The organism is Gulosibacter chungangensis, assembly GCF_008831155.1.
Lineage (GTDB): Bacteria > Actinomycetota > Actinomycetes > Actinomycetales > Microbacteriaceae > Gulosibacter > Gulosibacter chungangensis.
In genome coordinates this window covers 147,519-174,356 of the sequence record NZ_WBKB01000002.1, presented here as the reverse complement: position 1 = coordinate 174,356, position 26,838 = coordinate 147,519, and the positions used below count along the sequence as shown (strand labels likewise).

The window sequence follows — 26,838 nt, the reverse complement described above, 5'->3', positions numbered from 1 at the left end:
TTATTCCACCAATTGCCGAATTCTTCCGCAGCGGACTGCTGCAATCGGGCGATCCTCACTACTTGAGGTGGCTCGCAAGAAATCTCGCTTCTGCCTCGATTGCACGCCGGAGCACCCCAAGATGCTGTGATTCGTTTGGTGAATGCGCCTTGGTTCCCGGATCTTCTACGCCGGTGACGAGTACCTGTGCGGCGGGAAACCGTGCCATCAATTCGGAGATCATCGGAATGGATCCGCCGATGCCGGCTTCGACCGGAGTCGTGTCCCACGCTTCCCCAAGCGCCGTGAGCATCCGGGCAACACCTTCACCCTGCGCATCCACGAGGAAAGGTTCGCCGATATCAAGCGAGTCGATTTCAAGTTCGGCACCAAACGGTGCGTGTGCGCGAAGGTGTGCCAAGAGTGCATCCGCAAATTCCCGCGCGGGCTGCCCGGGTGCTACTCGAGCAGAGATACGCACACGCACTTCCGGTAAGAGGGTGTTGGATGCATTAGCCACGTTGGGTGCGTCAATGCCCGTCACGGTAATCGCTGGTTGGTACCACATCCGGGAGTTCAGCGGTCCCTGACCGACCAGTTGCCCACCAATCACCCCGGCCTCCGCAAGCAATTGCGCTTCATCCGCATCCGGCACGGTTGCCTCATGGCTCTCGAGCCCGGCCACGGCAGTGGCGCCTTGCTCGTCCCACAGCGTGTTCAGAAGTTGGATCGTCGCAAGCATGGCGTCCGGTGCGAGTCCGCCATACATACCCGAATGCGAGGCATGGCGAAGTGTTCGGACCGTGAGGTTAAACGTAACGTTGCCCCGCAATGCCACGGTCAGTGAGGGTGTCTCGGGGCTCGCATTGTCGCTATCGGCGACGATGATGTAGTCGGCTTCAAGTTCCCGGCGGTGCTCCTCAAGGAAACGCGAGAAACTGCGGGATCCGTTTTCTTCTTCGCCTTCAATCAGAATGGATACGCCAATGCCGAAGGGTTCCTGTCGCGCTTCAAGGACATCTCGCAACGATTCCAGGGCGCCGACGTGCACCAAAATGCCCGCTTTATCATCGCTCGCACCGCGACCGTAGAGGCGATCGCCAATCACGGTGGGTTCGAAGATCGGTGTCTGCCATTTCTCCGCATCCCCCGGAGGCTGGACGTCGTGATGCGCGTACAGCAACACTGTTGGATACCCCGGCAGCGGATCGCGGTGCGCGAGGACGGCCGGCTGGCCGAGTCGACCGTCTGCATCCTCATACTGGTGGATTGTCACTTCGTCGAAAAGCTCGGTGGCGGCAAAGAGCTCTCGCACGGCTTCGGCACTGCGCTGCACCTCGGCCCGGTCAAAGTCATCCCAACTCACCGAGGGGATGCGCACAAGCTCACTCAATCGGCGGACCACACCGGGCATACCGAGTTGGACACGGTCGCGGAGCTGGTCACCAATCGAGACGTTCTCAGATTCACTCATGCGCCTTAGCCTACGGCTGGCATCCTGCAAGACCGAACCCGGTCCTTCCTCACAGGATGCTCCCGCCGTTCAGGCACGGGTCAGCGAGGAATGAGGTCCTCTACATCACCTTCGGGACTGTAGTATGCCGCGGAATCAAACGCTGATTCGAGATCGTTGGTGTCCGTACTCCCCTCGGACGTACGTTCCTGCCCTCCCGGTGTGGTCTCCGGAGTACCAGCAGCGTCGCGAATACTTCGCAGTTCCGTAAGTATTGCTCTCGCTAGGGCGTCCCATTCTCTGAATGCCAATGCGTTGATATTCGGACGCGAGAAGGCACCCGCGTTCGGCCGACTCGTGCCGGGGCCGACCGCGAAACGACGAGGATGCACTCCCCCGCCTTTGCGGATCACGCGCGAGTCTGAGATGCGAACTTCGACAAGACCGTTGCCGATCGAAGCAACTCTTTGTTCACGCCCCGCACCGGATTCCAATAGGTCACGCAGCACTCGCGAGTCGGTGTGTTCGACACTCGCTTCCGGCAGCCACGCATCCACGAGCGCGCGGGTGCGTCGCTCGCCGGGAATTGTCGCGCTCTTCGCGACAAATTCACCGGTCTCATTATCCGCCGAGACCAGCACCCCGGCGCCAAGGAACTCGACGACACCCGCTTCGGAAAGCGCATGCAGCTGTTCTAGCCGTTCGGGTGGCGGGCCGGAGGCAATATAGCTGAAGAACTTGTACCAGCGTCGCTGGTATTCGCGCGCGAATGAAGTGGGATCCCAGTTCGGCGATGTCGCGATCTCGGATGCAGCCATGTATGCGTAGAGCAGCCCATTAAAGAGTGCTTGCATCTCGGAATACCGCGGATTCGTGCTGCGCTCGAGATTGTGCAGGATGTATTCCCGCATCCACTGTTGCAGCGCATCCGCCGATCCCAGGCGGACACCCGCGAGCGGACGGTCGAAGTGACCGAGGTCCATACGGTCCGCCGGGTCCGGAATAGCCCGCTCGGTCAACGCCGCATATTCATCACCGTCGAGGTCGAGGCTATCGAGTCCCACCAGGAATTCCGCCCACTCGATGGCGACTCGATCCGGTGACCCGGTGAACAGTTCGAGGTAGTACGCGTGCAGCACTTCGCGTCGGATGAGTGGATAAATATGGTCGCTGAAGTCCAGTCCCGGAGTTGATTCGGCGACTTGCCTCGCGACATCCGCATCAAAATAGCGTGGGGTGTATTTCGCACCCCGTGGGCTGGATGACACCTTGGAGCGATAGGGAACCCCCCGTCGTGACCCGAACAGCAGCTTCGGTTCGTGTCCCGAGGGCCGGTATTCGAGTACCCCGTCGTCATTGCGCACGAATTTCCCACCCCGACCGAGGGTGAGGAGCACCATCAGGTCAATCCCGACGAGTCCGAGGCCGCGGACGATCACCTCGGAGCCCGGTTCAAAGCCACCCAGGTCAATATCGGCGGTGTAGGAAGGTGGCAGATATAGCGAACCTTTCAGGGCAGCAAAGTCGCTGAAGTAGCGTGCTTCACCCGTGACTTCACTCCCGAGGTGACCGAAGGAGTAGATCACCAGATCGGTGGTGAGCTGGTCACCATTCGAGAGCGTGACAACCTGTGCACCAGAAGCGTCATCGGCAACTTGGACGACCTCTTCCCGGTGCCACATCACCTTCGACCCCTCGCTGAGCCTGTCTACGGCCTGCTCGAGGAACCAGGTCATATAACGCTCATGCAAGCGTCGAGTGGGAAAGCTGGTCGGGGTGAGCGATTGCAGTTCTTCCGCGAGTTCCGGATCGGCAATCGGGTCAATGTCGATATTACGGATGCGCCCCTCGCGCACTTCTTTTGCCCACGTCGCCAGGTCGGGTCCGTTCACGACGGGACCATCAATCGTGCAGGACTCGTCCGTGAACATCGTGACGTCGCAGGCCATCGAGTTCAGCGTCAACAGACCCGACTGGTCATCCCGCCAAATCCGACCGGCGCCCGGCGGATAGGGGTCAATCAGGTGCAAAATCAGCGGTCGTTGATCAATCTCTGCCTGACTGGCGACAAGCCGCTCAACAACGCCCGCTGTCCGCGGTCCCGCGCCCACGAAGGTGATGCAGCGGGTCGCGAGATGCCCGTCGTGGTCGACGAGTCGGGCAGCACGGCGCGTTGAACCCGTCATGCTGACGTTCCGGCCGGTTCGAGTTGTTCCAGGGGTGCCGCCGTGGTGTCCATGAGCTCGCGCAAATTGGCGTTCTGCGGGTATTCGGTGCGGTAGGCGCCGCGTTCCTGCAGGATTGGGATGACGCGCTCCACGATGTCTTTGAGTCCTTCGGGGACCAGGTGTCCGACAAGCGTGAATCCGTCAGCAGCGCGGCCGTCGACCGCCTGGATGAGTGTGTCCGCGACCTGTTCGGGCGTTCCCACAAACTCGTCGCGGGTGTACTCACGAACGGCGATATCGCGAATCGAGAGGTTCTCTCGTTCGGCAAGCTCGCGCCACTTCGCGACGCGCTCGAAGCGGTCGTCGTAGGTGTTTACCCAGCCCTCGGCGGCCTTTGCCTCGATGGGTTCGACGGTGGGTAGCGGTCCGTCCGGGTCGTAGTCGGACAGATCTCGTCCCCACACCTGCTCAACGTAAGAAATGGCGGTCTGCGGACTCACCTGCGCGCGACGAATCTCGAGTGCGCGTTCTTTTGCCTCGACCTCGGTGTCACCCAGCACGATTGTCATCGCTGGCATCACCTTGAGGTCATCGGCGGCGCGGCCCTTCGCTGCCAGGCGCTCAGAAATATCCGCGCGGAAGGCGCGTGCCGCTTCGAAGCCACCGTAGTGCGAGAAAATAATGTCCGAGTTCGTGACAGCGAAGTCACGGCCCTGCGGGGACATCCCGGCCTGGACGAAGACCGGATATTCACCCGGCGCGCTCGGGACAGTGCCGGTGGTTTCAAAGTCGAGGAGGCCCCCGTGTTCTGCGACGAGGTGCTCGCGATCGCCGGGTTTGGTGCCCCAAATTCGGCGCGCCGCATCAACCATGGCCTGTGCCCGCGGGTAGCGCTCTTCGAGGGGGAGGTAGAAGCCCCGTCGGAAGTTCGCCCCGGTGAACTCATTCGAGGTGGTCACCACATTCCATCCGGCGCGACCATTCGAAAGCACGTTGAGGGTTTGCAGCTGTCGAGCAATGTCAGCGGGCTCGTTGAACGTGGCGGACAGCGTACCGACCAAGCCGATGTGTTCGGTCACCGCGGCGAGTGCGGAGAGCACGCCCACGGTGTTGGGGCGTCCGGCAACATCGAGCTCGTGCAGCTTCCCTTTCTGTTCACGCAGTCGCAGGCCTTCCGCGAGGAAGACATAGTCCATGAAACCGGCCTCCGCGATTTGCGCAAACCGGCGGAAGGATTCGAATTCGATTTGGCTACCGGCTTCTGGATGTGACCAGACGGTCTGTTGGTTGACGCCTGGGAAGTGCGCAGCAAAGTGAATTTGACGGTGCTGAGTCATGCGAGGGTCTCCTTGGCGGCGTGGAAATCTGCGGTGAATGGTGCGGTGCCGACGAAGCGGTTCTCGGCGATCGGAAGTCCAAGTCGTGCTCGGAGGGTAGCTGCGGTGGCGTCCGCAGGTGCAATGCCCGCGCTGTGCAGCTTCGGGAGTACCTCATCGGCGAGCACTGCGAGGTCGGCGCTGGTGCTAAGTGGGCGCAGTCGCGCGCCGTGAAGCCCCTGTTCATGCCAGGAGACGATGAGTTCAACCAGCTCTCCAGCGGTGCCAGCGAAGATTCCGGTGTCGGTTACGAATTCTTCGCCGAGGACCTCGTTGAGTTCATCGAGTCGGTTCTGGCCTTCTTCACCGACGGAGACAGCGATATCTGGCCATATTTGCAGTGGCGTCCCCTCGCGGCCCACTCGCTTGGCGGCTGCTTCCGCGCCTTCCCGGCGACGGATCAGGTCAGCTTCATCGAAGGGTGTGATGAATGCGACGTCAGCGGCTGCGGATGCGAATTCATATGGGACTTCTTGGTGCGCAAGTGCGAAGACTGGCGGCTGCCCCTGTGGCGACCGCGGGGTGATGGAGGCACCAAATACCGAGAAGTAGTCCCCTTGGAAGTCAGGGTTATGGATGCGCTCGGCGTCGAGGAAGCGCCCGGTTGCGACATCGCGGATCTCAGCATCGTCCTGCCAAGAGTCCCACAGCAGTCGCACGATCTGCGCGAATTCCCACCCTTCTTCGAAGCCCTCGTAATAGTTCCGCTGTTGCTCGGCAGGCTCAAGTTGCAGGAACTCTTCGGTGCTCTTGAACAGGGGTTTACGTCCGGCTGCCCGAAGCTCTTCCGGGTAGAGACCGATTCGCAGTCGCAGCCCGGCCCGGCCCGAGGAAGTAAAATCCAGGGTCTGCGTGGCGGTCGCGATGTGGAAAGGCTCCTGGGTCGCGGTTGTTGCGGCAGGTACGAGACCGATCCGGCTCGTCTGCGGTGCCAGCCAACTCGCCAGGGAGAAGGAGTCGAAGCGTGCACTGTGGCCGCTGCCGGCAGGAAGCTCCAACTGGTCTTCGAACGTGGCCAGGTCGAACCCCGCGTTTTCCGCTTGCCCGATGATGCGGCTCCAGAACTTGGGATCAGCGGGGCGGGATGCGGCATCCGTGCGCTCGGCGGCGGGGTGCCAACCGACTCCGTCGATGCCCAGTGCCAGTCCAAATGCGGTCTTAGTCATGAGTAATTCTCCTGAGGTCGAAGTCGACCACCCGGGATCGCCTCAATGAGGGCCTGGGTGTAGGGATGTTCGGGACGGGCGAGTACCGAGTCGGTGGGTCCGGTCTCAACCAGTTCACCGCGGCGAAGCACGCCAACGCGATGCGAGATCTCGCGAACTACGCCGAGATCATGGCTAATGAAGAGGTACGCCACCCCGGTTTCTCGCTGCAGCCGCGCGAGGAGTTCCAGTACCTGTGCCTGCACGGAGACGTCGAGCGCTGAGACCGCCTCGTCGAGCACAATGCACTCGGGTCCGGTGGCGAGTGCCCGTGCGATGGCCACGCGCTGGCGCTGACCGCCGGAGAGTTCATCCGGACGCCGGTCGGCATAGTGTTTGGGAAGAGCCACCGCGTCGAGGAGCTCCGTCACCCGCGCGAGTTGTTCGCTTCGGGAACCGATCTTGAATGAGCGCAGGGGTTCACGAATAATCTCGCCGATGCGCATGCGCGGGTCGAGGGATGCGTAGGGGCTCTGGTGCACGAGTTGGAAGCGACGCCGGAGTTGCCGCAGCGCTTCGCCACGGATCTCGGTCACATCCTCACCAGCAAACTCGATGGTGCCCGCAGTTGCGCGCTCGAGGTGCAGGGCCACACGCGCGGTGGTCGATTTGCCCGAACCGGATTCACCGACAAGTCCAAAAGTTTCGCCTTGACGAATCGTCAGGGAAACACCGTCTACGGCGACCACGCTTTCCGTGGAGCCGCGAATCGAGAACTCCTTGCGAAGGTCCGTCAGACGCAATACGGTCTTCGCTTCTGCCTGCGGCTCGGGGGTGCGCTGCGTGACCGCGGTGTTTCCCAGCCCGGGAGCGGCCGCAAGCAGTCGGCGGGTGTAGTCGTGTTCGGGGTTCGCGAGCACGGTGGCCGCGACGCCCGATTCCACGACTTCTCCGTGCTGCATCACAACGACACGGTCTGCTCGGTCTGCTGCCACGCCGAGATCGTGGGTGATCAGCAGCACGGCGATGCCCAGCTCATCGCGAAGCTGTTCGAGACGATCGAGGATTTGTCGCTGCACGGTGACGTCCAGAGCCGAAGTCGGTTCATCTGCCACAAGCAGTTTGGGGCCACCGGCGAGGGCTGAGGCGATCAGTGCGCGTTGGCGCATCCCACCGGAGAACTCGGATGGCAGTTGTTTGGCACGGTGCTCGGCATCGGGGATTCCAGCATTGGCAAGCAATTCAATTGCTCGGGCTTGGGCTTCTTGCTTCGTTCCCTGCTTGTGGATGCGTATGGTCTCCGCAACCTGCGTGCCCACCGCCATGAGTGGGTCCAGCGAGAGGGTCGGGTCCTGCGGGACGAGCGCGATCTCGGCGCCGCGGATCTTCCGCCATTCCCGGCGGCTCAGGGTGCGTAGATCCTGGCCGGCGTAGCTCATGCGTTCGGCACGCACGCGTCCGTTCTCGGCGAGCAGGTGCAATATCGCCTTCGCCACAGTGGATTTACCCGAACCGGACTCCCCCACAATGGCGACGATTTCACCGGCGTTCAGGGTCAAGTCGACACCACGAACGGCGGGTACTTCTTGGCCACGCACCAGATAGTTCACGTGGAGATCCGTGACTTCGAGCAGCGGCAGTGCAGTGTCTTCACTCATTTGCGGCGCACTCCTCGGTTCAGTCGGTTCGAAATAACATTGGCGGCGAGCACCACGGCAACGATCACGAGCCCGGGGAATGTGGTCAGCCAGCCTGCGGTGGCAATGTAGTCACGGCCCAGCGAGACCTGTGACCCCCATTCGGGGACGTCGGCCGGTGCACCGAAGCCCAGATAACTCAGCGCTGAGATCGCCAGCAGCGCGGTACCGAACTCCAGGGCTGCCATGGCGAGCACCGGGGTAATGGAGTTCGGAAGCACGTGGCGGCCGATCACTGCTGGCCAGCGGGCACCGCTCATCCGTGCGGCTTCCACATAGACCGCTTCCGCTTCTCGAAGCACCGAGGATCGCATCACCCGGGCAAAGGCCGCGGTGGAGGTAATTCCAACGGCAATAGCGAGATTCACGATACCGAAGCCGAGCGAAGCCACGATGGCGAGCGAAAGCAGGATGGAAGGGATCGACAGCAACACATCCACAATCCGCATGAGTACCTCATCCACCCAACCGCGCAGATAACCGGCGAGGAGGCCAATCAGGCTTCCCGCGAGAAATCCACCGAGTACTGCGAGAGCCGCTGCGGTGACCGAGGTGTAGGTTCCGAACACCATGCGCGAATAGACATCTTGGCTGAGATTATCGGTACCGAAGGGATGCTCCGCAGACGGCGGCAACAGGCGGCCACCAGGAATCGGTTCGGTCGGACCGTATTTGGTAAAGAACTCCGGCCAGATTGCCCAGGCAATGACAACCGCGATGATCAGACAGGCAATGCCAAAAGCGATATTGCTGCCGATGGCGCGCCAACGATTCGGACCGCGAAAGCCCTTCGCGCTGGGTGGTTTCACCGGCGAGGTGTTCGGCGTCTCGGTCTGAGCGTTGACAACAATTGCTTCGGTCATAATCGCTCCTTCCTAGGCGCTCGCGCGCTGCGCGCGGACTACAATTCGTCGGTCGATGAGGGGGGTTAAAAAGTCCACGATGAGTGTGATCACGACAAAGGCAATTGCGGCGAGGACAACGACTGCCAGCACGATTGAGATTTCCTGAGCCGATACGGCGTCGAGGAGCACTCTGCCAAGCCCGTCTCGGGAGAAGACTTTTTCGGTCACCACGGTGCCACCAAGCAGCCCACCGATGAGTACGCCCGCGATGTTCAGTCCGGGAAGAGATGCATTGCGGAAGGCGTGACGGAATACAAGGTAGTTACGGCTAGCACCTTTCGCGCGAACCTGTTCAACGTAGGCCGAACTCATTTCCGAGCGCAGGCTCGAAGTCAGTACCTGGGCGAGGTAGGAGCCGGTGAAAATTCCGAGGGTCAACGCCGGGAGCACCAGCGAGGCAAAGTCGTGGTTGTCAAAGGCAGGAAACCAGCCCAGTCCGAAGGAGAACACCTGCAGCAGCACGATACCGAGCCAGAAGGACGGCACGGCAACGGCGATTGGCGGAAGCCCGCCGATGAACTGTCGAACCCAGTTCGCGCGCGGAAGCGTGGCAAGAAGTGCCATACCGATGCCGATGATGATGGTGAATACGAATCCAAGGCCAGCAAGGCGCAGGGTGCTGGGCAGAGCCGCGAGTACGCGGTCTATGGCGGGCTCGCCGGTTGCAAATGTTGCCCCGAAGTCGCCCACGATCAAGCCGAACAGCGCCGAAAAGTACTGTTCATACCAGGGCCGGTTAAACCCGAGTTCTTCGCGTTTTTGTTCAATGAGCTCCGTAGAGCCCACTCCCCCTGCACCCACTGCCGCGGCGACCGGGTCGCCGGGCAGCAGGTAGAGGATGAAGTAGACGATCGTAAATGCGGCCCAGATTACGAAGATTCCGAAGCCGATTCGACGCAGTAGGTATAAGCCCAAGCGTTACTCCGTCCAGGCATTCTGGAAGTCGATGCGGGTGGAGCCGTCGAAGGCGACGCCGTGGGTGTTCGGAGCCGACACGATTGTGGTCGAAAGCTGGAATACCGGGATTACGTCGGCGCTTTCTAGGATCGAGCGAACTGTTGCGTCAACCTCAACCTGGCGCTCTTCCGGGTCGAGCAGCGTTGCCTGTGCAGCGAGGTGCTCATCCGTGGCCGGGTTGTTTCGATGGGCGTTGAACAGCGCGTTCGGGCCGAAGGTCGAGGTGAGGACGTCCGCGTCGGCACGGGTCAGGTTTGACCACTGGCCGGTGTTGCCCTCATCGTTCATGGTCGCGAACATGTCGGCAACTGTGGTCTGCTCGATCTGCATGTCGATGCCCACCTCGCGCAGCTGCTGCTGCATCAGCTGCAGCTGGTCGGTGGTCGGCTGCCAATAGCGGATCGTGAAGGAGAGCTTTTCGCCATCGCGTTCCCGAATGCCGTCGCTACCTTCAACCCAACCGGCGTCATCGAGGATCTGTTTTGCTTCCTCGGGGTTGTACGCAAGCAAGTCGGACTGGTCGCTGTAGTTCGGTGTGGAGTCCGAGAGCAGCGAGGTTGCGGGACGATCGAACTCGGTGAGGAGGTCGGCGATTGCCTGCCGGTCAATTGCTCGCAGCATCGCTTGCCGCACGGCCTCGTCACCCGACACCGGGTGCTCTATATTCGGCTGCCAGGTGTAGACCATGCCGGGATTCGCACGATTGTCGAGCGAGTAACCGGCGTCCGATAGGACGGTCTGATCGAGCGGGGCAATGTTTGCCGAAGACTGAATCTGGTTCGACTGCAGTGCGCCGGTCAGCGTGGAGGATTCCGGGATGACCGTGAAACTCAGTGTGTCCAGGTAGGGAGCACCCTGGTTCTCCGAGAATGCCGGTGCCCAGGCGTAATCTTCCCGACTGGAGAGTTCAGCCCCGGTATTCGGGGTGTAGCTTTCCAGGATGAACGGGCCCGAGCCGATGTAGTCACCCGCGCATCGTTCTTCCTGGCTGAGTTCTACCGAGTCGACCGAAATCAGACCCAGTGCGTGGGTTGAGGTTGCCTGCAAAAACTGGGCCGAGGGCTGCGCGAACTTAATTGTGACGGTGCTCGGGTCCACCACCGTGATCGAGTCGAGCCCGAGCAGGTAGCTTGAGCCGAGCGGGGCTACCGTGCCGAGTTCCACGATCTTCTCGAAGTTCGCTTTGACTGCCTCGGCGTCAATCGGGGAACCGTCCGAGAAGGTGGCGTCATCACGCAGGGTGAAGGTGAACTCGGTCGCGTCATCGCTGACCGTCCAGTCACTCGCGAGCCAGGGCTCGATTTCTCCGGTTTCTGGGTTTTGTGCCGTCAGGCTGGCGACCGTTTGCTTGGCGATATTGATGTTGTCGTTATTGCTGACCTGTTGCGGGTCAACGCAGCCGTTGTCGTCGGGGATTCCGAAGGCGAGGCTGCCTCCGTGCACCGGCTCGCCACTCGTGCCCGTCGGGGATCCGCCACCGCCGGCGCACCCGGCAAGAGCAAGGGCGGCTACGGATGCAGTCGCCAGGGTGGCGAGAAAGCGCGAGCGTGAAGTCATCAGGTTCCTTCGGTCGAATGGTGCAGCACCAATTCAGGCGGTCATAAATCGTTTAGGCCTTAGAATCCTAGGAATCTCAAGGGAATTCTGCTGGATTGTTACGTCATACTCGACGCCTTCGGACATGAAACGTCACACGAAGAATTTCGCGTCACAGAATTGGTGTTTCAGGGAGTTCTTTGTTAGTGATGTGCCGTGTGAGACCTCGGATTATGACGAGGCAGGGCCGTGCCCCTTAAGATGGAGGAGTACGCGTTTAACGCAGCTAAGACCGCGAAACGCACCATCTTCAGTTCAAAGGACAACATGGCCAAGCAGCAACCGGCAAGCGAGGAAACCCCGACGGAGTCGTCGAAGGCGTCACCCTCCAAAGCCCAGGGCAAAAAGGGCCCAACCCCCAAACGCAGCGAAGCGCAGGCGGCAAACTTCCGCCCGCTCGTTCCCGAAGACCGTAAGGAAGCAAAGCGGCAGGCACAGGAACGTCTGCGTGCAAATCAAGCCGAAGCGCGCGCGGGTATGGCCCGTGGCGATGATCGATACCTTCGGGAGTCCGATCGCGGACCGCAGAAGCGCTTCATGCGTGACTACATCGACTCGCACTTCACGCTCGGGGAGGCGCTCGTTCCGATGATGTTCCTCGTCATCATTGCGACGTTCTTCCCGTCAACCAACGCGGCGCTTTGGGCGATGGGCTTCATCTGGGTTTATCTCGCGGTGTGCATTATCGAAGGCATCATTTATGGGCGCCTCGTGCGCAAGAAGATCGCGGAGGTCCTGGGCGCGGAAAAGCTTCAGAAGGGCTTCTATTTTGCGTCGGTTGGCCGCTCAATGCAGATGCGCTTTCTGCGGATGCCGAAGCCACAGGTTAAGCGTTTCACCAAGGTCGAGTTCACCGGACGCTAGCAACTACGTCAACGCCAAGGACGGGTACCGAAGGTCTACTTCGGTACCCGTCCTTGGCGTTACGGCTCTAGCTTGTTATTTCTTCGCGGCAGCCTTGGCGACTTTCGCGTCGAGTCTTGTTTTCCCGTTGTACTTCGGTGCGGTGAGCCCGCGGTTGATGCTCGCCGCCCAGAGCGGTCCCTCATACAGAAATGCCGTGTAGCCCTGGACCAAGGTGGCTCCCGCAGCCAATCGGTCTTGGACATCGTGGTGGCTCGTTACCCCACCAACCGAAATGACACACATGTGTTCGGGAAGCACATCCCGTACCACCTTGAGCACGGCCAAGGAGCGATCGGCGACGGGCTTTCCCGAAAGTCCACCCGCACCGTAGGCTTCAACCACGCGCTTACTCGTTGACAGCGGCGAGCGCGCGATCGTGGTGTTGGTTGCGACCACCCCGGCGAGTCCAACCTGCTCGGCCAGACCGCAAATCTTCCGTATCGCGTCCTCTTCAAGGTCCGGCGCAATTTTCACGAGCAAGGGCGTGTCACCGGTCACCGCTTTGGTCTCCCGGAGAATGGGTTCCAGCGCATCAAGTTCTTGTAGGCCACGAAGGCCCGGCGTATTCGGCGACGATACGTTGATTACGAGATAGTCCGCGTAGTCAAGCACCGTCTGCGCGGCCGTCACATAGTCATTGACCGCATTTTCCGCGGCGGTGTCTTTGTTCTTGCCGATGTTGACACCCACGATGGCATCGCGCGTCTTGCGAGCGGCAATGTTTTCCGCGGCGGCAGTCGCGCCCCCGTTATTGAAGCCCATCCGGTTAATGAGCCCCCGGTCAGCAGGGAGCCGATACATTCGCGGTTTGGGATTGCCGGGTTGTGCCCGCGGAGTCACCGTACCGACTTCAACGTGCCCGAAACCGAGTGCGGTGAGCCCGTCGATCAGCTCGGCATCCTTATCAAAACCCGCTGCTAAACCGAAGGGTGAGGGAAATTCCAGTCCCATAGCGTGCACCCGCAGCGACCGCTCCGGCTGACAGTAGCGGTACGCAAGCCGTTGCACAACACCGAGTTCGCCGATGGTTGAGATCACTTTGGCACCGATCCCGTGCGCCTTTTCCGCATCCATTCGACGAAAGACGGTGTTGAAAACAGCACCATAGGCGCACCGCGCGAGACTGGTAAGCAAGTGAGAAGTCCTTTTCCTAATGGGTAAATCCACGTAATTATGTGTCAGGCGCCAGCCCTATTGCCCGGATGGTTCGACGACAGACTCCCCGTCAGCATCCTCATTCGCATACTTTGGCGTGACGCCGTCAGTTTTCAGCTGTTGGATCGCCGCTTCAAAGTCATCCGCCGAGGCGAAGCCCTGATAGACGCTCGCGAAACGCAGATAGGCGACGTCGTCGAGCTTGCGCAAGAACGGTAGGATAGCGAGGCCGATGTCATTCGCCTCCACCTGTGAGGAACCACCCGCACGGATCGTTTCCTCGACCTTTTGCGCCAATTGCGCCAGGTCCGTGTCGGTGACGGGACGACCCTGGCAGGCCTTGCGAACGCCCGAGACAATCTTGTCCCGCGAGAACGGCTCGGCCACGCCAGCGCGCTTAATGACGCTCAGGCTCGCGGTTTCAAGCGTCGAAAAACGCTTCGAGCAGTTGGGACACTGGCGGCGACGGCGAATCGCGAAACCATCATCCGTGGTTCGAGAGTCGACCACGCGCGAGTCATCATGACGACAAAATGGACAGTGCATTCGTTCCCCTACGCGTCGCGGCCTGCGCCGAACCGCGCATCCACGGACTCACCGTGCGCGGGCAAGTCTTCATCCGTTGCGATCACGCGCAACCGATCGCGCACCTCATCGAGTGCTTCCCGGTCATAGCGGATGATCTGCTGTGCCCGCAGGAAGGTGTGCGCGCCGAGTCCCGAAGCGTGAATTGCTTGGCCCCCGGTCGGCAGCACGTGGTTGGAACCGGCGATGTAATCGCCCAGCGGAACGGGAGCATACGGCCCCACGAAAATGGCCCCGGCGCTCGTAATCAGCTCGAGTACCCCGTTGTCATCAGCGGTCTGGATCTGCAGGTGTTCCGGTCCGTACGCGTTCGACACCCGAGCCGCTTCGGTGAGGTTGTCGACCAGCACGATTGCTGACTGCTGTCCCCGGAGCGAGGTGCTCGCGCGTTCCGAGTGCTTGGTGGCATTCGTGCGCCGTGCCAGGATGGGCTCTACCGCAGCTGCGAGTTCGGCACTGTCGGTGACCAACACGGCTGCGGCCAGTTCATCGTGTTCTGCCTGGCCCAGCAGGTCGGCGGCGATCAGTTCCGGATCGGCATTGTCATCGGCGATGATCAATACCTCGGTTGGGCCAGCTTCAGCGTCAATGCCAACGACCGAGGTCACAGCCCGCTTCGCCGCCGCAACCCAGACATTTCCCGGACCGGTGATGACGTTGACCGGTTCCAGGCCGAGCGTTTCGACACCATAGGCGAACGCACCGATGGCACCGGCACCGCCCATCGCATACACCTCGGTCACACCAAGTAGTCCCGCCGCGGCAAGAATCGTCGGGTGAATCGCACCGCCATAGTCGGCCTGCGGTGGGGATGCGATGGCGATTGATTTCACCCCGGCGACCTGGGCCGAAACGACATTCATCACCACACTTGACGGGTACACGGCCTTGCCGCCCGGGACATACAGCCCAACGCGTTCCACCGGTTCCCAGCGCTGCTCAATGATCGCGCCGTTCGCAACTTCAGTTATCGCGGGGGCGGGTACCTGCCCCGCGGATGCGAGGCGGACTCGACGGATCATCTCCTCGAGCGCACTGCGGACGGCCGGATCGAGTCCCTCTACCGCAGCATCGATGGCTTCACCCGTGGCGGGAATCGCGTTCGGTCGAACCCGATCGAATCGCTCGGCCTGTTCAAGCAGCGCCTCCTCGCCATGCTCGCGAACCTCTTGGATGAGCTGGGTTGCCCCGGCGAGGGCTTCCGTAACGTCGAGTTCTGGTCGCGGGATAACGGTGCGCAGCTGGCTCGTGGAGAGCGTCTGACCGCGCAGATCAATAGTCTGCATCATGATGCATCCAGTCTACGGCGGATCGAGTTAGTCAACACTTCCAGGTCCAAGTAGGGCCGCAAGTTCCGAATAGAGTGCCGATCCCGGTTCGACCCGGTGGGGCAGTTCAAACTTCCGAATCGACGTCGCGGTTTCTAACCGCAGGCGAACCTCCGATTCCCCCGAATTTCGCCGTAGCAACTCATCTAATTGCTCGATCAACGACTCGGTGGCGAGGGTATCCGCGAGCGTCAACGTCACCGGCTTGTCTTCCCCAACCGTCAGGTGCGGGATAGTAATGCTCTTCGCAGTGATACTGAGCCCGTCATCTCGCTGCTGCGCCCGTCCGCGAATTACCGCGATAGTGTCGCTGACGAGCTCCGTGGAGTATTCCGTGTAGGTCTTGCCGAGGAACATCACCGAAATCTCGCCGCCGAAGTCCTCGATGGACACCATGGCGTAGGGGTTCCCGGAGTTTCGCGCAATGCGGTGCTGCACTGTGGTCAAAAGGCCCGCGATCTGGACTTCTTCGCCATCCTTGACATGCGTATCGCCGAGCAGGTTCAGAATCGGCATGGCACCGAGTTTCGAGAGTTCTACCTCGAGACCCTTGAGCGGGTGGTCCGAGACATACAGGCCCAGCATGTCGCGCTCGAAGGCGAGTTTGTCACGGCGGGTGAACTCGGGCCGTTCGGGGACGACCGACTCTTCCTCTTCAAAGTCCATGAGTCCGGCAAACAAGTCGACCTGACCGTGGGCCTCATTACGTTTCCGTGAGACTGCCGCGTCGATCGCATCCTCGTGGATTTCTACCAGCGCGCGGCGCGTGTAGCCCATCGAGTCGAACGCGCCGGCCTTAATGAGCGACTCGATCGTGCGTCGGTTCAGTACGTTCAGCGAGCAGCGCTTGAGGAAGTCGTGGAAGGAGCTGAACGGCCCATTTTCTTCACGCTCCGCGACAATGTCGGCGACGACCTGCGCGCCTACGTTCCTCACGGCCCCGAGGCCGAAACGAATGTCTTTCCCCACCGCGCGGAAGCGCAGCGTAGATTCATTGACGTCGGGCTGGAGCACCGCGATGCGCATGTGACGGCACTCATTGAGGTATTCCGCGAGCTTGTCACGCGAGTCACCCACCGAGGTAAGCAGTGCCGACATGTACTCCGGCGCATAGTGGCACTTGAGGTAGGCCGTCCAGTAGGACACCACACCGTATGCGGCCGAGTGGGCCTTGTTGAATGCGTAGTCCGAGAACGGCAGCAGGATATCCCAGAGTGCTTGCACCGCGGCGTCCGAGAAGCCATTGGTGTTCATCCCGGATTTGAATGCGTCGAACTGTTTGTCCAGTTCGGCCTTCTTTTTCTTGCCCATCGCCCGACGCAGCAGGTCGGCTTGACCAAGCGTGTACCCGGCGACCTTCTGCGCGATCGCCATCACCTGCTCCTGGTAGATGATCAGCCCGTAGGATTCCGCAAGAATCTCGTCCAGCGACTCTTCCAGTTCCGGATGAATCGGCGTGATCGGCTGCTGGCCGTTCTTGCGCATCGCATAGTTCGTGTGCGAGTTAGCGCCCATCGGGCCAGGGCGGTAAAGCGCAATGGTTGCCGAGACGTCATTGAAGTTGTCCGGCTTCATTAGCCGCAGCAGACTCCGCAGACCATCACCATCGAGCTGGAACACGCCCAGGGTGTCGCCACGGCTCAAGAGCTGATAGGTCTCCGGGTCGTTGAGTTCCATGCGCTCGAGATCGATTTCGATCCCCTGGTTGGACTCGATGTTCTCGAGCGCATCCGAAAGGATCGTGAGGTTTCGCAACCCCAGGAAGTCCATTTTGATCAGGCCGAGCGATTCGCAGGCCGGATAGTCGAACTGAGTGACGATCTGACCGTCCTGCTCGCGCTTCATGAGCGGGATCACGTCGATGATCGGGTCCGAAGACATGATCACACCGGCGGCGTGCACACCCCACTGGCGTTTCAGCCCTTCAATACCGCGCGCTGTCTCAAACACCTTTTGAAAATCGGGGTTCGAGTCAATGACCGTACGCATTTCCCCGGCTTCTTTATAGCGCGGGTGGTCGGGGTCATACACGCCTGCGAGCGGGATGTCCTTGCCCATGACTGCGGCGGGCATCGCTTTGGTGAGCTGGTCACCGACCGAGAATGGGTAGCCAAGCACCCGGGATGCATCCTTCAGCGCCTGCTTAGACTTGATCGTGCCGTAGGTCACGATCTGGGCGACTCGTTCCGAACCGTATTTCTCGGTGACGTACTTCACGACTTCGAGGCGGCGACGGTCGTCAAAGTCGATGTCGAAGTCCGGCATCGAAACGCGGTCGGGGTTCAGGAAGCGCTCGAAGATCAGGCCGTGTTCGATCGGGTCGAGATCGGTGATGCGAAGTGCATAGGCGATCATCGATCCCGCACCGGAACCGCGACCGGGCCCCACTCGAATGCCGTTGTTCTTTGCCCATTCGATGTAGTCGGCGACTACGAGGAAGTAGCCGGGGAATCCCATCTGGGTGATGATCCCGAGTTCGTAGTCGGCACGTTCACGCACATCGTCCGGAATTGAATCGCCGTAGCGGTAGTGGAGGCCCCGCTCGATTTCCTTCTTGAACCAGGTGGCCTCGGTCTCCCCCTCGGGTACGGGAAACACGGGCATGTAGTTCGCGTTCTCATCGAACTCGGCCGAACAGCGTTCGGCAATTAGCAGCGTGTTATCGCAGCCCTCCTTGAAGTCACGGAACTCGTGCCGCATCTGCTCTGCCGATTTGAGGTAGTACCCCTCACCGTCAAATTTAAAGCGGTTCGGGTCGTTCAGCGTCGAGCCCGATTGCACACACAACAGGGCTTCCTGGTGGACCGCATCCTCTTTGTGGGTGTAGTGCAGGTCGTTGGTCACCAGGTGCGGGATATTTAGCTCTTTACCGAGCTTGAGCAGATCATCTCGGACTCGACGTTCAATCGAGATACCGTGGTCCATCAGTTCGAGATAGAAATTTTCTTTCCCGAAAATGTCTTGAAACTCGGATGCCGCTTGGATAGCAAGGTCGTATTGGCCAAGCCGCAGCCGGGTCTGGATTTCCCCCGACGGGCAGCCGGTCGTGGCAATGACGCCTTTGCCATAGTTCTGCAGGAGTTCGCGGTCCATTCGCGGTTTGAAATACTGCCCCTCAATCGAGGCGTAGCTCGAAAGCCGAAAGAGGTTGTGCATCCCCTCGGTGGTCTCGGCAAGCATGGTCATGTGCGTGTATGCACCACCACCGGAGACATCGTCGCCGCCGCCGTTTCCCCATTTCACTCGAGTCTTGTCGCTGCGGTGTGTGCCGGGAGCAAGATATGCTTCGGTGCCGATGATCGGCTTGATGTCGTATTTCTTCGCCGTCTTATAGAACTCGTAGGCGGAGAACATATTGCCGTGGTCGGTCGTGGCAACCGCCGGCATACCCATTTCCGCAGCCGTCTTGATGAGTTCTTCGATCTTGGCCGCACCATCGAGCATTGAGTACTCGGTGTGATTGTGCAGATGTACGAATGAGTCCGACGAGCCCAAGATGTTCCTCCATAGCGAAATGAACTACCCAGCCTAGTAGCCGAGTCCATCGTAGTGAGCGGCAATCCGCACCGACCCACCACGACGCCGCCAATCGGCGCGATATCGGCTACAGTGTGCCGGTACGGAGCGTGTCGAGGGCGTGTTGCAGATCGGCCGGATACTCCGACTCAAACTGCACCCATTCGCCAGAATATGGATGCGCAAAGCCGAGTCCGACCGCGTGCAGCCACTGGCGCTCGAGGCCGAGAGCGGCAGCAAGCTTGGGGTCAGCGCCATAGAGCGGATCGCCCATGCAGGGGTGATGCTGCGCCGACATGTGCACGCGAATCTGATGCGTACGCCCCGTCTCGAGGTGAATCTCGACCAGGGAACCGCGCCGGAAAGCTTCCAGCGTCTCATAGTGCGTGATCGACGGCTTGCCGTCAGCAACCACCCCGAACTTCCACGTTGCCCCGGGGGCGCGGCCGATGGGCGCATCAATAGTGCCCTCCAAGGGGTCAAGCAGCCCCTGCACCACCGCGTGATACACCTTCTCCACGGTCCGATCACGAAACGCCTGTTTGAGCACCGAATACGAGCGCTCCATTTTGGCCACGACCATGAGCCCCGAGGTGCCCACATCGAGACGATGCACAATGCCGTGGCGTTCCGGCGGACCCGAGGTGGTGATTCGAAACCCCGCTGCCGCAAGTGCGCCGAGGACCGTGGGTCCGGTCCACCCCACGGATGGATGCGCCGCCACGCCGACCGGCTTCATCACCACGACGAACGCCGGCTCATCGTGCACGATTTCCAATTCGGGAACTTCAATCGGCTCGATGGCGAGCGGTCGATCGGCTTCCCACGAAACTTCAAGCATGGCCCCGGCCACCAGCTGATCAGATTTTCCGACGGCTCGGCCGTCGAGCAGGATATTGCCGGACTCGGCGATCTGGGCGACTTTTGATCGGCTCAACCCGAGCAGTTTGGAGACTCCGGAATCCACCCGCTGACCATCGAGCCCATCCGGGACGGGCACCATTCGAGACTCGGTCATGCGGACTCCGTCCGGTCAGTCGGATCCTCTGCCGCACTCGACTCTGCCTCACTCGACTCCACTGCGCCCTCGGAATCAGCGTCGCCCGCGGTCTCCTTCACTCGTTTTGGCCGCGTACCGTCGAGGCGCACATCGAGGATCGTCAACAGCACGAAGAAGATCATGCCCACCACGATCGCAATATCGGCAATGTTATAGATCGCCGGTATCAGCCATGGCGTGGAAATGTAATCAACGACGTGACCGCGAAAAAAGCCCGGTTCACGGAAGAGTCGATCGAAGAGGTTACCGAGCGCTCCCCCGAGTACGAGCCCGAATACCGCCGCCCAGCGTGCCGAATGAATCCTGCGCGAGAGTACGATCACCGCCACAATGACCGCGAGGGCGACAATCGTGAGCAGCCAGGTTTGGCCGGAGGCCATTGAGAATGCGGCGCCGGAGTTACGGACGAAATACCACTGCAACACGCCATCAATGACATCAATGACCTCGCCCTCGCGCATATTGCTGACGACGAGTTGCTTGACCAGCTGATCAGCGGCAAACACCGCGACCGCGATCGTTGTCAACATTGCCACGGTGGGCAAGTGGACAGACGATCGCGGTCGGGAAGGGTTACTTGAAGTGCTCACTCGTGACTATTGAGCACCCGCGGCGCTGTCGAACTCATTGTTTGCGGCGTTGAGGTCGTTCAGCTGGCTCTCAATGTAGCTGCGCAGGTTGGTGCGGTAGTCACGCTCAAAGAGTCGAAGCTCTTCAATTCGCTCCTCAAGCTTCGACTTTGCAGTCTCGAGCGAAGTGGTGATCTCGCGCTCGCGAGTTTCTGCATCGCCGACAACCTTTTGCGCGTGCTGCTCCGCCTCGGTGACGATCTGCTGTGCACGGGCTTCGGACTCTTCCTGCAGGCGACGAGACTCATTCTCGGCATCCTGGATGAGCTTCGAGGAGCGCGACTCGGCCTCTGCAACGAGCTGGTCCCGCTTGCGAGTACCTTCTGCGACGTGCTCGTCGTGCAAACGACGGGCAAGCACCAGGAGCGACTGCGAGCTTTCCGTTTCGTCGCCACCTTCCGGCACAGCAGCCGGAGCAGGAGCAATAGCAACAGGTTCGACTGGAGCGGCTTCCTGAACCACTGGGGTCGGTTCAGCGACGGGAGCGGGAGCAGCGCCTGCGCCAGCACCGGCACGGAGTTCCTCGTTCTCAGCGCGGAGCTGCTCATTCTCGGAGGTCAGGCGGCGAAGTTCTTCTACGACCTCGTCAAGGAAGTCGTCTACCTCGTCCTGGTCATAGCCTTCCCGGAACTTGGTCTGTTGAAAGCGCTTGTTGACAACGTCTTCCGGAGTCAGTGCCATGGCGGCCCTTTCTTTGCGGCTTGCGGTCAGTGATCAAACCCTATCGCGAGAAATCCGTGTAGGGCGTAGTAATTAGGCGGTGCCTAGAAACAACGTACCGTTCACATTACGGCACAATTGCCCCGCACGTCACATTGTTGCCGCAGTTAAGCGGTCTCTTAGATGGAAAAGAACATAATTCTTACGATCCAAGACAGCACCGTGAGGCTAATGAGTAGCACGATCCACGCTAGGTCGAGGGCAATCTGCCCGATTCGCAGCGGCTTGATCCATCGGCGAATAAATTTCAGCGGTGGGTCAGTCAGGGTGTAGACAACCTCCGCCAGCAACAGAATTGGCCCCTTGGGTCGGAAGCTCGGCACGAGCACCATTGCCCAGTCGAGAATGAGTCGACCCCACATTACGAGTGTGTACAGGTTAATCAGGAAAAGCAGCGCGTGTCCGATAATCGCCAACGTGAGTGGTCTTTCTGGGTCGTGGCCCTCATCTCCGAACTCGAAGAGAAGACGGGTGTAGCTCTATTCTTCCAGCCAGAGTCTGATCTTGTGAAATCAAAATCACGCCATGCGCGTATCGGTCGATACGCGCATGGCGTGAGCACGCAGTGAAAACTCGCGCGTTAGCGGCAGCTACCAGCGGCTATGCGAAGAAGGTCGGATCCTCGTTCGACGGGTTTGCTTCATCGCCCTGAACATTGACGTGTTCGGGCGTGAGCAGGAATACGCGGTTGGTGACTCGCTCAATTTTTCCGAGCAGACCCTGGGTCAGGCCCGACGCGAAGTCAATGATGCGACGGGCATCTGCATCAGTCATCTGCGACAGGTTCATAATCACCGGTACGCCATCACGGAAAGACTCAGCGATGAGCTGTGCGTCCTTGTCATAGGCCTTCGGGTGGACGGTCAGGATTTCGTTCATCGCTCCAACTGCGCTGGGGGTAGGTACTGGTTTTGGCTTGTTCACGAGCGTCGACTCGGGACGTTCTGCCGCAGCTCGATTAATCGGGGTCACCGGTGCTGGGCGTTCCTCGCGTGGAGTCGGTTCGACACTCTCCGTTGGAATCACTTGTTGCCGTTCGCGCTCGCGTGACTCCGACGGGACGTGGGTTTCCTCTTGCTCTTCGGCGAGCCCCAGGTAAACCATGGCGTTGCGAAGTGGATTGGCCATTCTGCTGCCTCCTGTTGGTGTGCGTGCTGTGAACCTACGTTACGGCTGATCCGGGCGTTTTCCGGTGATTGCCGTGCCAATTCGAAGGTGTGTCGCACCCTGTGAAATTGCTGAACGAAAGTCGTGGCTCATGCCCATCGACAGCATGGTGGCTTCGGGCACAATCTTCCGGATTCGCTCAGAGGCTTCTCGAGTGGACGCGAATGCTTCCTCGGCATTGGCCTCAAGCGGTGCCACCGCCATCACCCCGCACAGGCGCAGCGTGGGTGTCGCAGCAATCGCCTCCGCCAGGGCCTCTGCCTGGGCCACCGGCACACCGCCACGCGCGGTATCGCCGTCCAGTGACAGCTGCATGGCAACCTCGAGTGGCGCATTCGGTTCGCGCTCCAATTTGGCGAGTGCCTCGACCAATTCGATGCGATCGATGGATTGGATGCAGTCCGCATACCTGCCGACCTGGCGTGCCTTATTGCGCTGCAGTTGTCCAATGAAATGCAGTCGCGCATCCGGATATCGCTCGTGCAGGTGCTCGGCTTTGTTCCGCGACTCCGGGTGACGATTCTCGCCGAAGTCACGCACGCCAAGCGCATACAGGGCATCCAGCAACGCCACCGGGTGGTACTTCGTCACCGTAATCAGGGTGATCTCATCAGGGTGCCGGTTCGCCGCGCGGACGGCGTCGTCAATCTCTTGCCGAACCGCAGCCAGGCGCATTGCGAGGTCCCCCCCGGAATACGCCTGGCTCATGTTGTCCTCACTCAAGAACATCCCGCCGATCTATCGCAAGAACTCAGGAATGTCGAGATCTGCATCTTCATCGGTGTAGCGGGGTTCACCGTTGCGCGGGGTGATCGTCGGCGCTTCCGCCGTCGACCAGGCTGGGCTTTGTCCCAAACGTGGAGGGGCCTCCTCTGCGGGAGATGCCTTCTTTTCGGCTTCCTGCGCAACGGGCGCAGCGACCTCTTCTGGCGCGGATGCGGGTTCCGCCTGGTTGCGCGAGGTTGCCTCTTCTACCGTCGGCAGTTCGTTGTTTCGCGGCAGCATGGCACCGAGGGTGTCCTGCAGGGTGACGCTGGCATCAGCCTCATCGGTGCGAGCCTTCGGCGATCCACCGTCGAAGCCCGCAGCGATCACCGTGACGCGGACTTCGTCCCCGAGTGTGTCATCGACTGCGGTACCGAGGATAATGTTCGCGCCCTCGTGGACCGCATCCCGAACCAGCTGTGCCGCTTCGGCAACCTCAAACATGCCGAGGTTCGAGCCACCCTGCACCGACATCAGCACGCCGTGCGCTCCCTCAATGGAGGATTCCAGCAGCGGTGAGGCAACGGCGAGCTCGGCGGCCTTCACGGAACGATCCGCGCCGCGCGAGGTACCGATCCCCATGAGTGCCGAACCCGCAGACTGCATGACCGACTTCACATCGGCGAAGTCCACGTTAATCACGCCGGGGTTGGTAATGAGGTCCGTAATGCCCTGGACACCGGCGAGGAGTACCTGGTCGGCGGTCGCAAATGCTTCGAGCATGGAAATGCCGCGGTCACTAATGGCCAGCAACCGGTCGTTGGGGACAACGATGAGTGCGTCGACCTGTTCCTTGAGTGCAGCAACGCCCTGCTCAGCTTGGTCCATACGGCGACGGCCCTCAAAGCTAAACGGTTTGGTCACGACACCGATAGTGAGCGCACCGATGGATTTTGCAATTCTCGCCACCACGGGCGCACCACCCGTACCGGTACCGCCACCTTCACCGGCGGTCACAAAGACCATGTCGGCCCCCGCAAGTGCCTCTTCGATCTCCTCTACGTGATCCTCGGCAGCGCGACGACCAATCTCGGGGTCAGCGCCGGCCCCAAGGCCCTTCGTGAGCTCGCGACCGACGTCGAGTTTGACGTCAGCATCCGACATCAATAGTGCCTGGGCGTCGGTGTTGATCGCGATGAATTCGACGCCACGCAGGCCAATTTCGATCATTCGATTGACGGCGTTGACACCGCCACCGCCGACACCGACAACTTTGATGACGGCGAGGTAGTTGTTGGTTTGTGAGCTGTTATTCGACACGTGACAGTCCCCTTGTCGTGGTCGGTACTCTCCCGATTCCCCGCTTGTGGGTTTTGCAAACCTTTAAGCTGCGGTTTAAGGTTAGAGTCTTCGGTCGGGTGGTGTTCTGTTGGCAACGTTATGGCGGAATGCCGCCAACAGGCTTGTGACCCTGCGCGTGTTGCCCGAGTCAGAAAGATCGCTTCAACCTGGGGTTGAAACTTTCCGGCCCATTGCTCCGCGTCCGAACTCCATTCCGAGTCGCCCTATCGCGTTACCGGATGCTCTGGGCTCGAGACGTCATACACGCTCACGCCCTCATCTTCAGTGGCGGCTTTTAACGCCGCAAAGATCTCCGCCTTCCGGGGAGTATCGGAAACGCTTCCCCACAGAACTTGTGTGCCGTCTCGCATCGTCAGCTGCACGTCTTCTGCCGAACTCGCGGTAATGGTTGCCACTTGCATCCGCAGGTCGACCGGCAGCGCCAAGGACACCATTGCAGCACCCGAAAAAGCTTCAGAGTCGGGGCCTGCAGCCACCGTGATAGTTGGCAGCGAATCAACTGCCGCCGCATCCATCCAGAGCGAGACACCGGCGGCATCCACCACGGTGACCTCATCATCTGTCACGGTAACACCCACGGGAATTCGCTCAACGATCTGCACCACCAGTTCCGAAGGCGGTTGTCGCTGCACGGAATAGCTCTGCACCAGCACAAACTGCTCCAGTTGCGCTCCCACGTCCGCGGCGGTCAGCTGTGCCAGAGGCTTGCCTTCCAATGAGGCAAGAGCTTCGGCGACCGCTTCTGCATCCAGGTTCTCTGTGCCCTCCACCCGAATTTCTCTCACCGACATGATCGGTGAAAATACTGCCACTGCCACAAACACAGCGAGGAAAAAAACCGTGCCGCCCGTGATCAGCCACGCGGTGAGCGCGCGTCTGCGACCACGGGTGAAACGTCGAACTTCCTTCCGCTCAAGCTGGCGGCGCGTCAAGCTCGCCCGCCAAACAGCGAAGAGTCCGACGCGCTCTTCCGCTTCCGGTTCTTCCTTGCCCACGATTTAGGCGTCCTCGTTTGGACCCGTCTTGGTGGCCTCCTCGAGCGCCTCGAGCAGCTGCGGCACAATCCGATAGACATTGCCGCAACCGAGCGTGATGATGAAGTCACCCGGTTTCGCCCAAGCCGCTGCCGCTGCCGCCGCATTTGGCCATTCTGGCTGGTATTCCACGAGGTCGGGATTCTTGAATTCACGGGTGACATATTCCCCGGTGACACCTGGAACCGGGTCCTCTCGGGCCCCATCCACGTCGAGCACGATGGTGTGATCAGCCAGCCGTTCATACACTTCCGCGAACACATCGCTCATCGCTTGGGTGCGGGAATACAGGTGCGGCTGGTGCACCGCGATGAGGCGACCCTCCCCCACAACAGTCCGTGCCGCACTCAGTGCAGCTTCAACTTCGGCGGGGTGATGAGCGTAATCGTCGTAGACGGAGATCCCGGCGATCACGCCCTGGAGATCAAAGCGTCGCTTGGTGCCACCGAACGCGCGCAGCGCCGAAACCGACGCTGCCAGCGAGTACCCGAGCTCCAACAGCACCGCCACCGCACCAGCTGCGTTGAGAGCATTGTGGTGACCGGGAACACTGAGCTCACCGCTGGCGCTTTCTTCACCAGCGCTCACGGTGAAGCGCACACCGGTACCGGTCGGCTCGATACCGCTGACTCGTACATCGGCATTTGCTGCCTCACCGAATGTGGTGACTCTGCGGTGTGTCAGTGTTGGGGTGAGCTCGACCGCTTGCGGGTCATCGGCCGAAATAATGACCGCCTCGGATGCCCGATCGGCGAAGGCCCGGAAGGCGGCGTCGAAGGCTTCCGCGGTCCCATAGTGGTCGAGGTGGTCATTGTCGATGTTGGTGATCAGCGCGATTGCGGTGTCATAGAACAGGAATGAACCATCCGACTCGTCCGCTTCGACGAGAAATTCGCGGTCTTTACCGAGGTGTTCATTTGTGCCGAGTGACTGGATCACTCCCCCGTTAACAAAGCTAGGGTCCGCTCCGAGTTCCAGCAGCGCACTTGCAATCATGCCGGTTGACGTGGTCTTACCGTGCGCCCCGGCAACCGAGATCACTCGTGCGCCTCGGGACAACCACACCAGGGCCTGCGACCGGTGCAGGATATTCAGACCTCGTTCTTTTGCGAGGACGAGTTCCGGGTTGTCCGGCCAAAGTGCAGAAGTGACCACAACCGTGTCTACATCGTCAGCGAGGTTTTCGGCAGCATGGCCAATTTTGATATCGGCACCCTGTTCAGCGAGCTGTTCGGTGGCGGCGTTACCCGAGCGATCAGAGCCACTCACACGAAGTCCGTGGCCGAGGAACATGCGTGCGATGCCGCTCATCCCCGAACCACCGATCCCGATGAAATGAGCTTTCGAGATCGTGTCGGGGATCTGGGCGTTCGCGTCAGGACTAATCAACTGGAT

22 protein-coding genes are annotated in these 26,838 nt (G+C 60.5%); 1 reads left to right on the top strand and 21 read right to left on the bottom strand.

Annotated features, from left to right (window positions below):
* Nucleotides 1-58: 58 nt before the first annotated feature.
* The 8 genes from F8O05_RS04165 to F8O05_RS04130 all read right to left on the bottom strand — a co-directional run bounded on the left by F8O05_RS04165 (nt 59) and on the right by F8O05_RS04130 (nt 11,237).
* On the bottom strand, nt 59-1,453 hold the full coding sequence (locus F8O05_RS04165; protein ID WP_158051507.1) for a dipeptidase: 1,395 nt from the start codon (nt 1,451-1,453) through the stop codon (nt 59-61).
* Nucleotides 1,454-1,533: 80 nt separating this feature from the next.
* Entirely contained in the window at nt 1,534-3,618 is a 2,085-nt protein-coding gene (locus tag F8O05_RS04160; protein WP_158051506.1) for an FAD/NAD(P)-binding protein, read from the bottom strand.
* A complete protein-coding gene (locus F8O05_RS04155) occupies nt 3,615-4,937 on the bottom strand; it encodes an NtaA/DmoA family FMN-dependent monooxygenase (protein ID WP_158051505.1) in 1,323 nt (440 codons plus the stop codon). The genes F8O05_RS04160 and F8O05_RS04155 overlap by 4 nt, the downstream gene beginning before the upstream one ends.
* Entirely contained in the window at nt 4,934-6,142 is a 1,209-nt protein-coding gene (locus tag F8O05_RS04150) for an LLM class flavin-dependent oxidoreductase (RefSeq protein WP_158051504.1), read from the bottom strand. The genes F8O05_RS04155 and F8O05_RS04150 overlap by 4 nt, the downstream gene beginning before the upstream one ends.
* Nucleotides 6,139-7,779 carry a dipeptide ABC transporter ATP-binding protein gene (locus F8O05_RS04145; protein ID WP_158051503.1) on the bottom strand — a complete coding sequence of 547 codons (1,641 nt, stop codon included), beginning with the start codon at nt 7,777-7,779 and terminating at the stop codon, nt 6,139-6,141. Before F8O05_RS04145 ends, F8O05_RS04150 begins: the two co-directional genes overlap by 4 nt.
* Nucleotides 7,776-8,681, bottom strand: a complete 906-nt coding sequence (locus tag F8O05_RS04140; RefSeq protein ID WP_158051502.1) for an ABC transporter permease — start codon at nt 8,679-8,681, stop codon at nt 7,776-7,778. Before F8O05_RS04140 ends, F8O05_RS04145 begins: the two co-directional genes overlap by 4 nt.
* Nucleotides 8,682-8,693: 12 nt before the next feature.
* Nucleotides 8,694-9,638 (bottom strand): ABC transporter permease, encoded by a 945-nt coding sequence (locus F8O05_RS04135; protein WP_158051501.1) that lies wholly within the window; start codon nt 9,636-9,638, stop codon nt 8,694-8,696.
* Nucleotides 9,639-9,641: 3 nt separating this feature from the next.
* Entirely contained in the window at nt 9,642-11,237 is a 1,596-nt protein-coding gene (locus F8O05_RS04130; RefSeq protein WP_158051500.1) for an ABC transporter substrate-binding protein, read from the bottom strand.
* 228 nt (nt 11,238-11,465) lie between these two features.
* Here F8O05_RS04130 and F8O05_RS04125 point away from each other — a divergent pair, with 228 nt between their 5' ends.
* A complete protein-coding gene (locus F8O05_RS04125; protein ID WP_158051499.1) occupies nt 11,466-12,140 on the top strand; it encodes a DUF3043 domain-containing protein in 675 nt (224 codons plus the stop codon).
* Nucleotides 12,141-12,215: 75 nt separating this feature from the next.
* Here F8O05_RS04125 and F8O05_RS04120 read toward each other — a convergent pair whose 3' ends face one another.
* The 13 genes from F8O05_RS04120 to murC all read right to left on the bottom strand — a co-directional run bounded on the left by F8O05_RS04120 (nt 12,216) and on the right by murC (nt 26,832).
* Nucleotides 12,216-13,316: a quinone-dependent dihydroorotate dehydrogenase gene (locus tag F8O05_RS04120; protein ID WP_158051498.1), complete on the bottom strand. Its 1,101-nt coding sequence runs from the start codon at nt 13,314-13,316 to the stop codon at nt 12,216-12,218.
* Between the two features lie 57 nt (nt 13,317-13,373).
* Nucleotides 13,374-13,883, bottom strand: a complete 510-nt coding sequence (nrdR, locus tag F8O05_RS04115) for a transcriptional regulator NrdR (protein ID WP_158051497.1) — start codon at nt 13,881-13,883, stop codon at nt 13,374-13,376.
* Nucleotides 13,884-13,891: 8 nt separating this feature from the next.
* Nucleotides 13,892-15,211: a histidinol dehydrogenase gene (hisD, locus tag F8O05_RS04110; protein WP_158051496.1), complete on the bottom strand. Its 1,320-nt coding sequence runs from the start codon at nt 15,209-15,211 to the stop codon at nt 13,892-13,894.
* Nucleotides 15,212-15,238: 27 nt separating this feature from the next.
* The gene (dnaE, locus tag F8O05_RS04105) at nt 15,239-18,745 is read right to left on the bottom strand and encodes a DNA polymerase III subunit alpha (RefSeq protein ID WP_158051495.1); all 3,507 of its coding nucleotides are present in this window, start codon (nt 18,743-18,745) and stop codon (nt 15,239-15,241) included.
* A 109-nt stretch (nt 18,746-18,854) separates the two neighbouring features.
* Nucleotides 18,855-19,784, bottom strand: a complete 930-nt coding sequence (locus F8O05_RS04100) for an RluA family pseudouridine synthase (RefSeq protein ID WP_158051494.1) — start codon at nt 19,782-19,784, stop codon at nt 18,855-18,857.
* Nucleotides 19,781-20,356, bottom strand: a complete 576-nt coding sequence (gene lspA, locus F8O05_RS04095) for a signal peptidase II (RefSeq protein ID WP_158051743.1) — start codon at nt 20,354-20,356, stop codon at nt 19,781-19,783. Before lspA ends, F8O05_RS04100 begins: the two co-directional genes overlap by 4 nt.
* 66 nt (nt 20,357-20,422) lie before the next feature.
* On the bottom strand, nt 20,423-21,136 hold the full coding sequence (locus F8O05_RS04090) for a DivIVA domain-containing protein (protein ID WP_158051493.1): 714 nt from the start codon (nt 21,134-21,136) through the stop codon (nt 20,423-20,425).
* 158 nt (nt 21,137-21,294) lie between these two features.
* Nucleotides 21,295-21,591 (bottom strand): YggT family protein, encoded by a 297-nt coding sequence (locus tag F8O05_RS04085; RefSeq protein WP_158051492.1) that lies wholly within the window; start codon nt 21,589-21,591, stop codon nt 21,295-21,297.
* Nucleotides 21,592-21,775: 184 nt separating this feature from the next.
* Complete coding sequence (locus tag F8O05_RS04080) at nt 21,776-22,303, bottom strand: cell division protein SepF (protein ID WP_158051491.1); 528 nt, start codon at nt 22,301-22,303, stop codon at nt 21,776-21,778.
* A gap of 39 nt (nt 22,304-22,342) precedes the next feature.
* Nucleotides 22,343-23,071 (bottom strand): YggS family pyridoxal phosphate-dependent enzyme, encoded by a 729-nt coding sequence (locus tag F8O05_RS04075; RefSeq protein ID WP_404811356.1) that lies wholly within the window; start codon nt 23,069-23,071, stop codon nt 22,343-22,345.
* 9 nt (nt 23,072-23,080) lie between these two features.
* Nucleotides 23,081-24,367, bottom strand: coding sequence for a cell division protein FtsZ (gene ftsZ, locus F8O05_RS04070; RefSeq protein ID WP_158051490.1), 1,287 nt, complete (start codon nt 24,365-24,367; stop codon nt 23,081-23,083).
* 245 nt (nt 24,368-24,612) lie between these two features.
* Entirely contained in the window at nt 24,613-25,404 is a 792-nt protein-coding gene (locus F8O05_RS04065) for an FtsQ-type POTRA domain-containing protein (RefSeq protein ID WP_158051489.1), read from the bottom strand.
* Between the two features lie 3 nt (nt 25,405-25,407).
* Entirely contained in the window at nt 25,408-26,832 is a 1,425-nt protein-coding gene (murC, locus tag F8O05_RS04060) for a UDP-N-acetylmuramate--L-alanine ligase (RefSeq protein WP_158051488.1), read from the bottom strand.
* Nucleotides 26,833-26,838: the final 6 nt, after the last annotated feature.

Excerpts from the sequence above, each read along its gene's own strand:
- F8O05_RS04165 (WP_158051507.1), bottom strand. The coding sequence starts at position 1,453 with ATGAGTGAATCTGAGAACGTCTCGATTGGTGACCAGCTCCGCGACCGT.
- F8O05_RS04150 (WP_158051504.1), bottom strand. The coding sequence starts at position 6,142 with ATGACTAAGACCGCATTTGGACTGGCACTGGGCATCGACGGAGTCGGT.
- F8O05_RS04155 (WP_158051505.1), bottom strand. The coding sequence starts at position 4,937 with ATGACTCAGCACCGTCAAATTCACTTTGCTGCGCACTTCCCAGGCGTC.
- F8O05_RS04090 (WP_158051493.1), bottom strand. The coding sequence starts at position 21,136 with ATGGCACTGACTCCGGAAGACGTTGTCAACAAGCGCTTTCAACAGACC.
- F8O05_RS04130 (WP_158051500.1), bottom strand. The coding sequence starts at position 11,237 with ATGACTTCACGCTCGCGCTTTCTCGCCACCCTGGCGACTGCATCCGTA.
- lspA (WP_158051743.1), bottom strand. The coding sequence starts at position 20,356 with ATGTTGACAACGATCGCGGTCGCGGTGTTTGCCGCTGATCAGCTGGTC.
- F8O05_RS04100 (WP_158051494.1), bottom strand. The coding sequence starts at position 19,784 with ATGACCGAGTCTCGAATGGTGCCCGTCCCGGATGGGCTCGATGGTCAG.
- F8O05_RS04145 (WP_158051503.1), bottom strand. The coding sequence starts at position 7,779 with ATGAGTGAAGACACTGCACTGCCGCTGCTCGAAGTCACGGATCTCCAC.
- F8O05_RS04160 (WP_158051506.1), bottom strand. The coding sequence starts at position 3,618 with ATGACGGGTTCAACGCGCCGTGCTGCCCGACTCGTCGACCACGACGGG.
- F8O05_RS04080 (WP_158051491.1), bottom strand. The coding sequence starts at position 22,303 with ATGGCCAATCCACTTCGCAACGCCATGGTTTACCTGGGGCTCGCCGAA.
- nrdR (WP_158051497.1), bottom strand. The coding sequence starts at position 13,883 with ATGCACTGTCCATTTTGTCGTCATGATGACTCGCGCGTGGTCGACTCT.
- hisD (WP_158051496.1), bottom strand. The coding sequence starts at position 15,211 with ATGATGCAGACTATTGATCTGCGCGGTCAGACGCTCTCCACGAGCCAG.
- F8O05_RS04140 (WP_158051502.1), bottom strand. The coding sequence starts at position 8,681 with ATGACCGAAGCAATTGTTGTCAACGCTCAGACCGAGACGCCGAACACC.
- F8O05_RS04075 (WP_404811356.1), bottom strand. The coding sequence starts at position 23,071 with ATGTTCTTGAGTGAGGACAACATGAGCCAGGCGTATTCCGGGGGGGAC.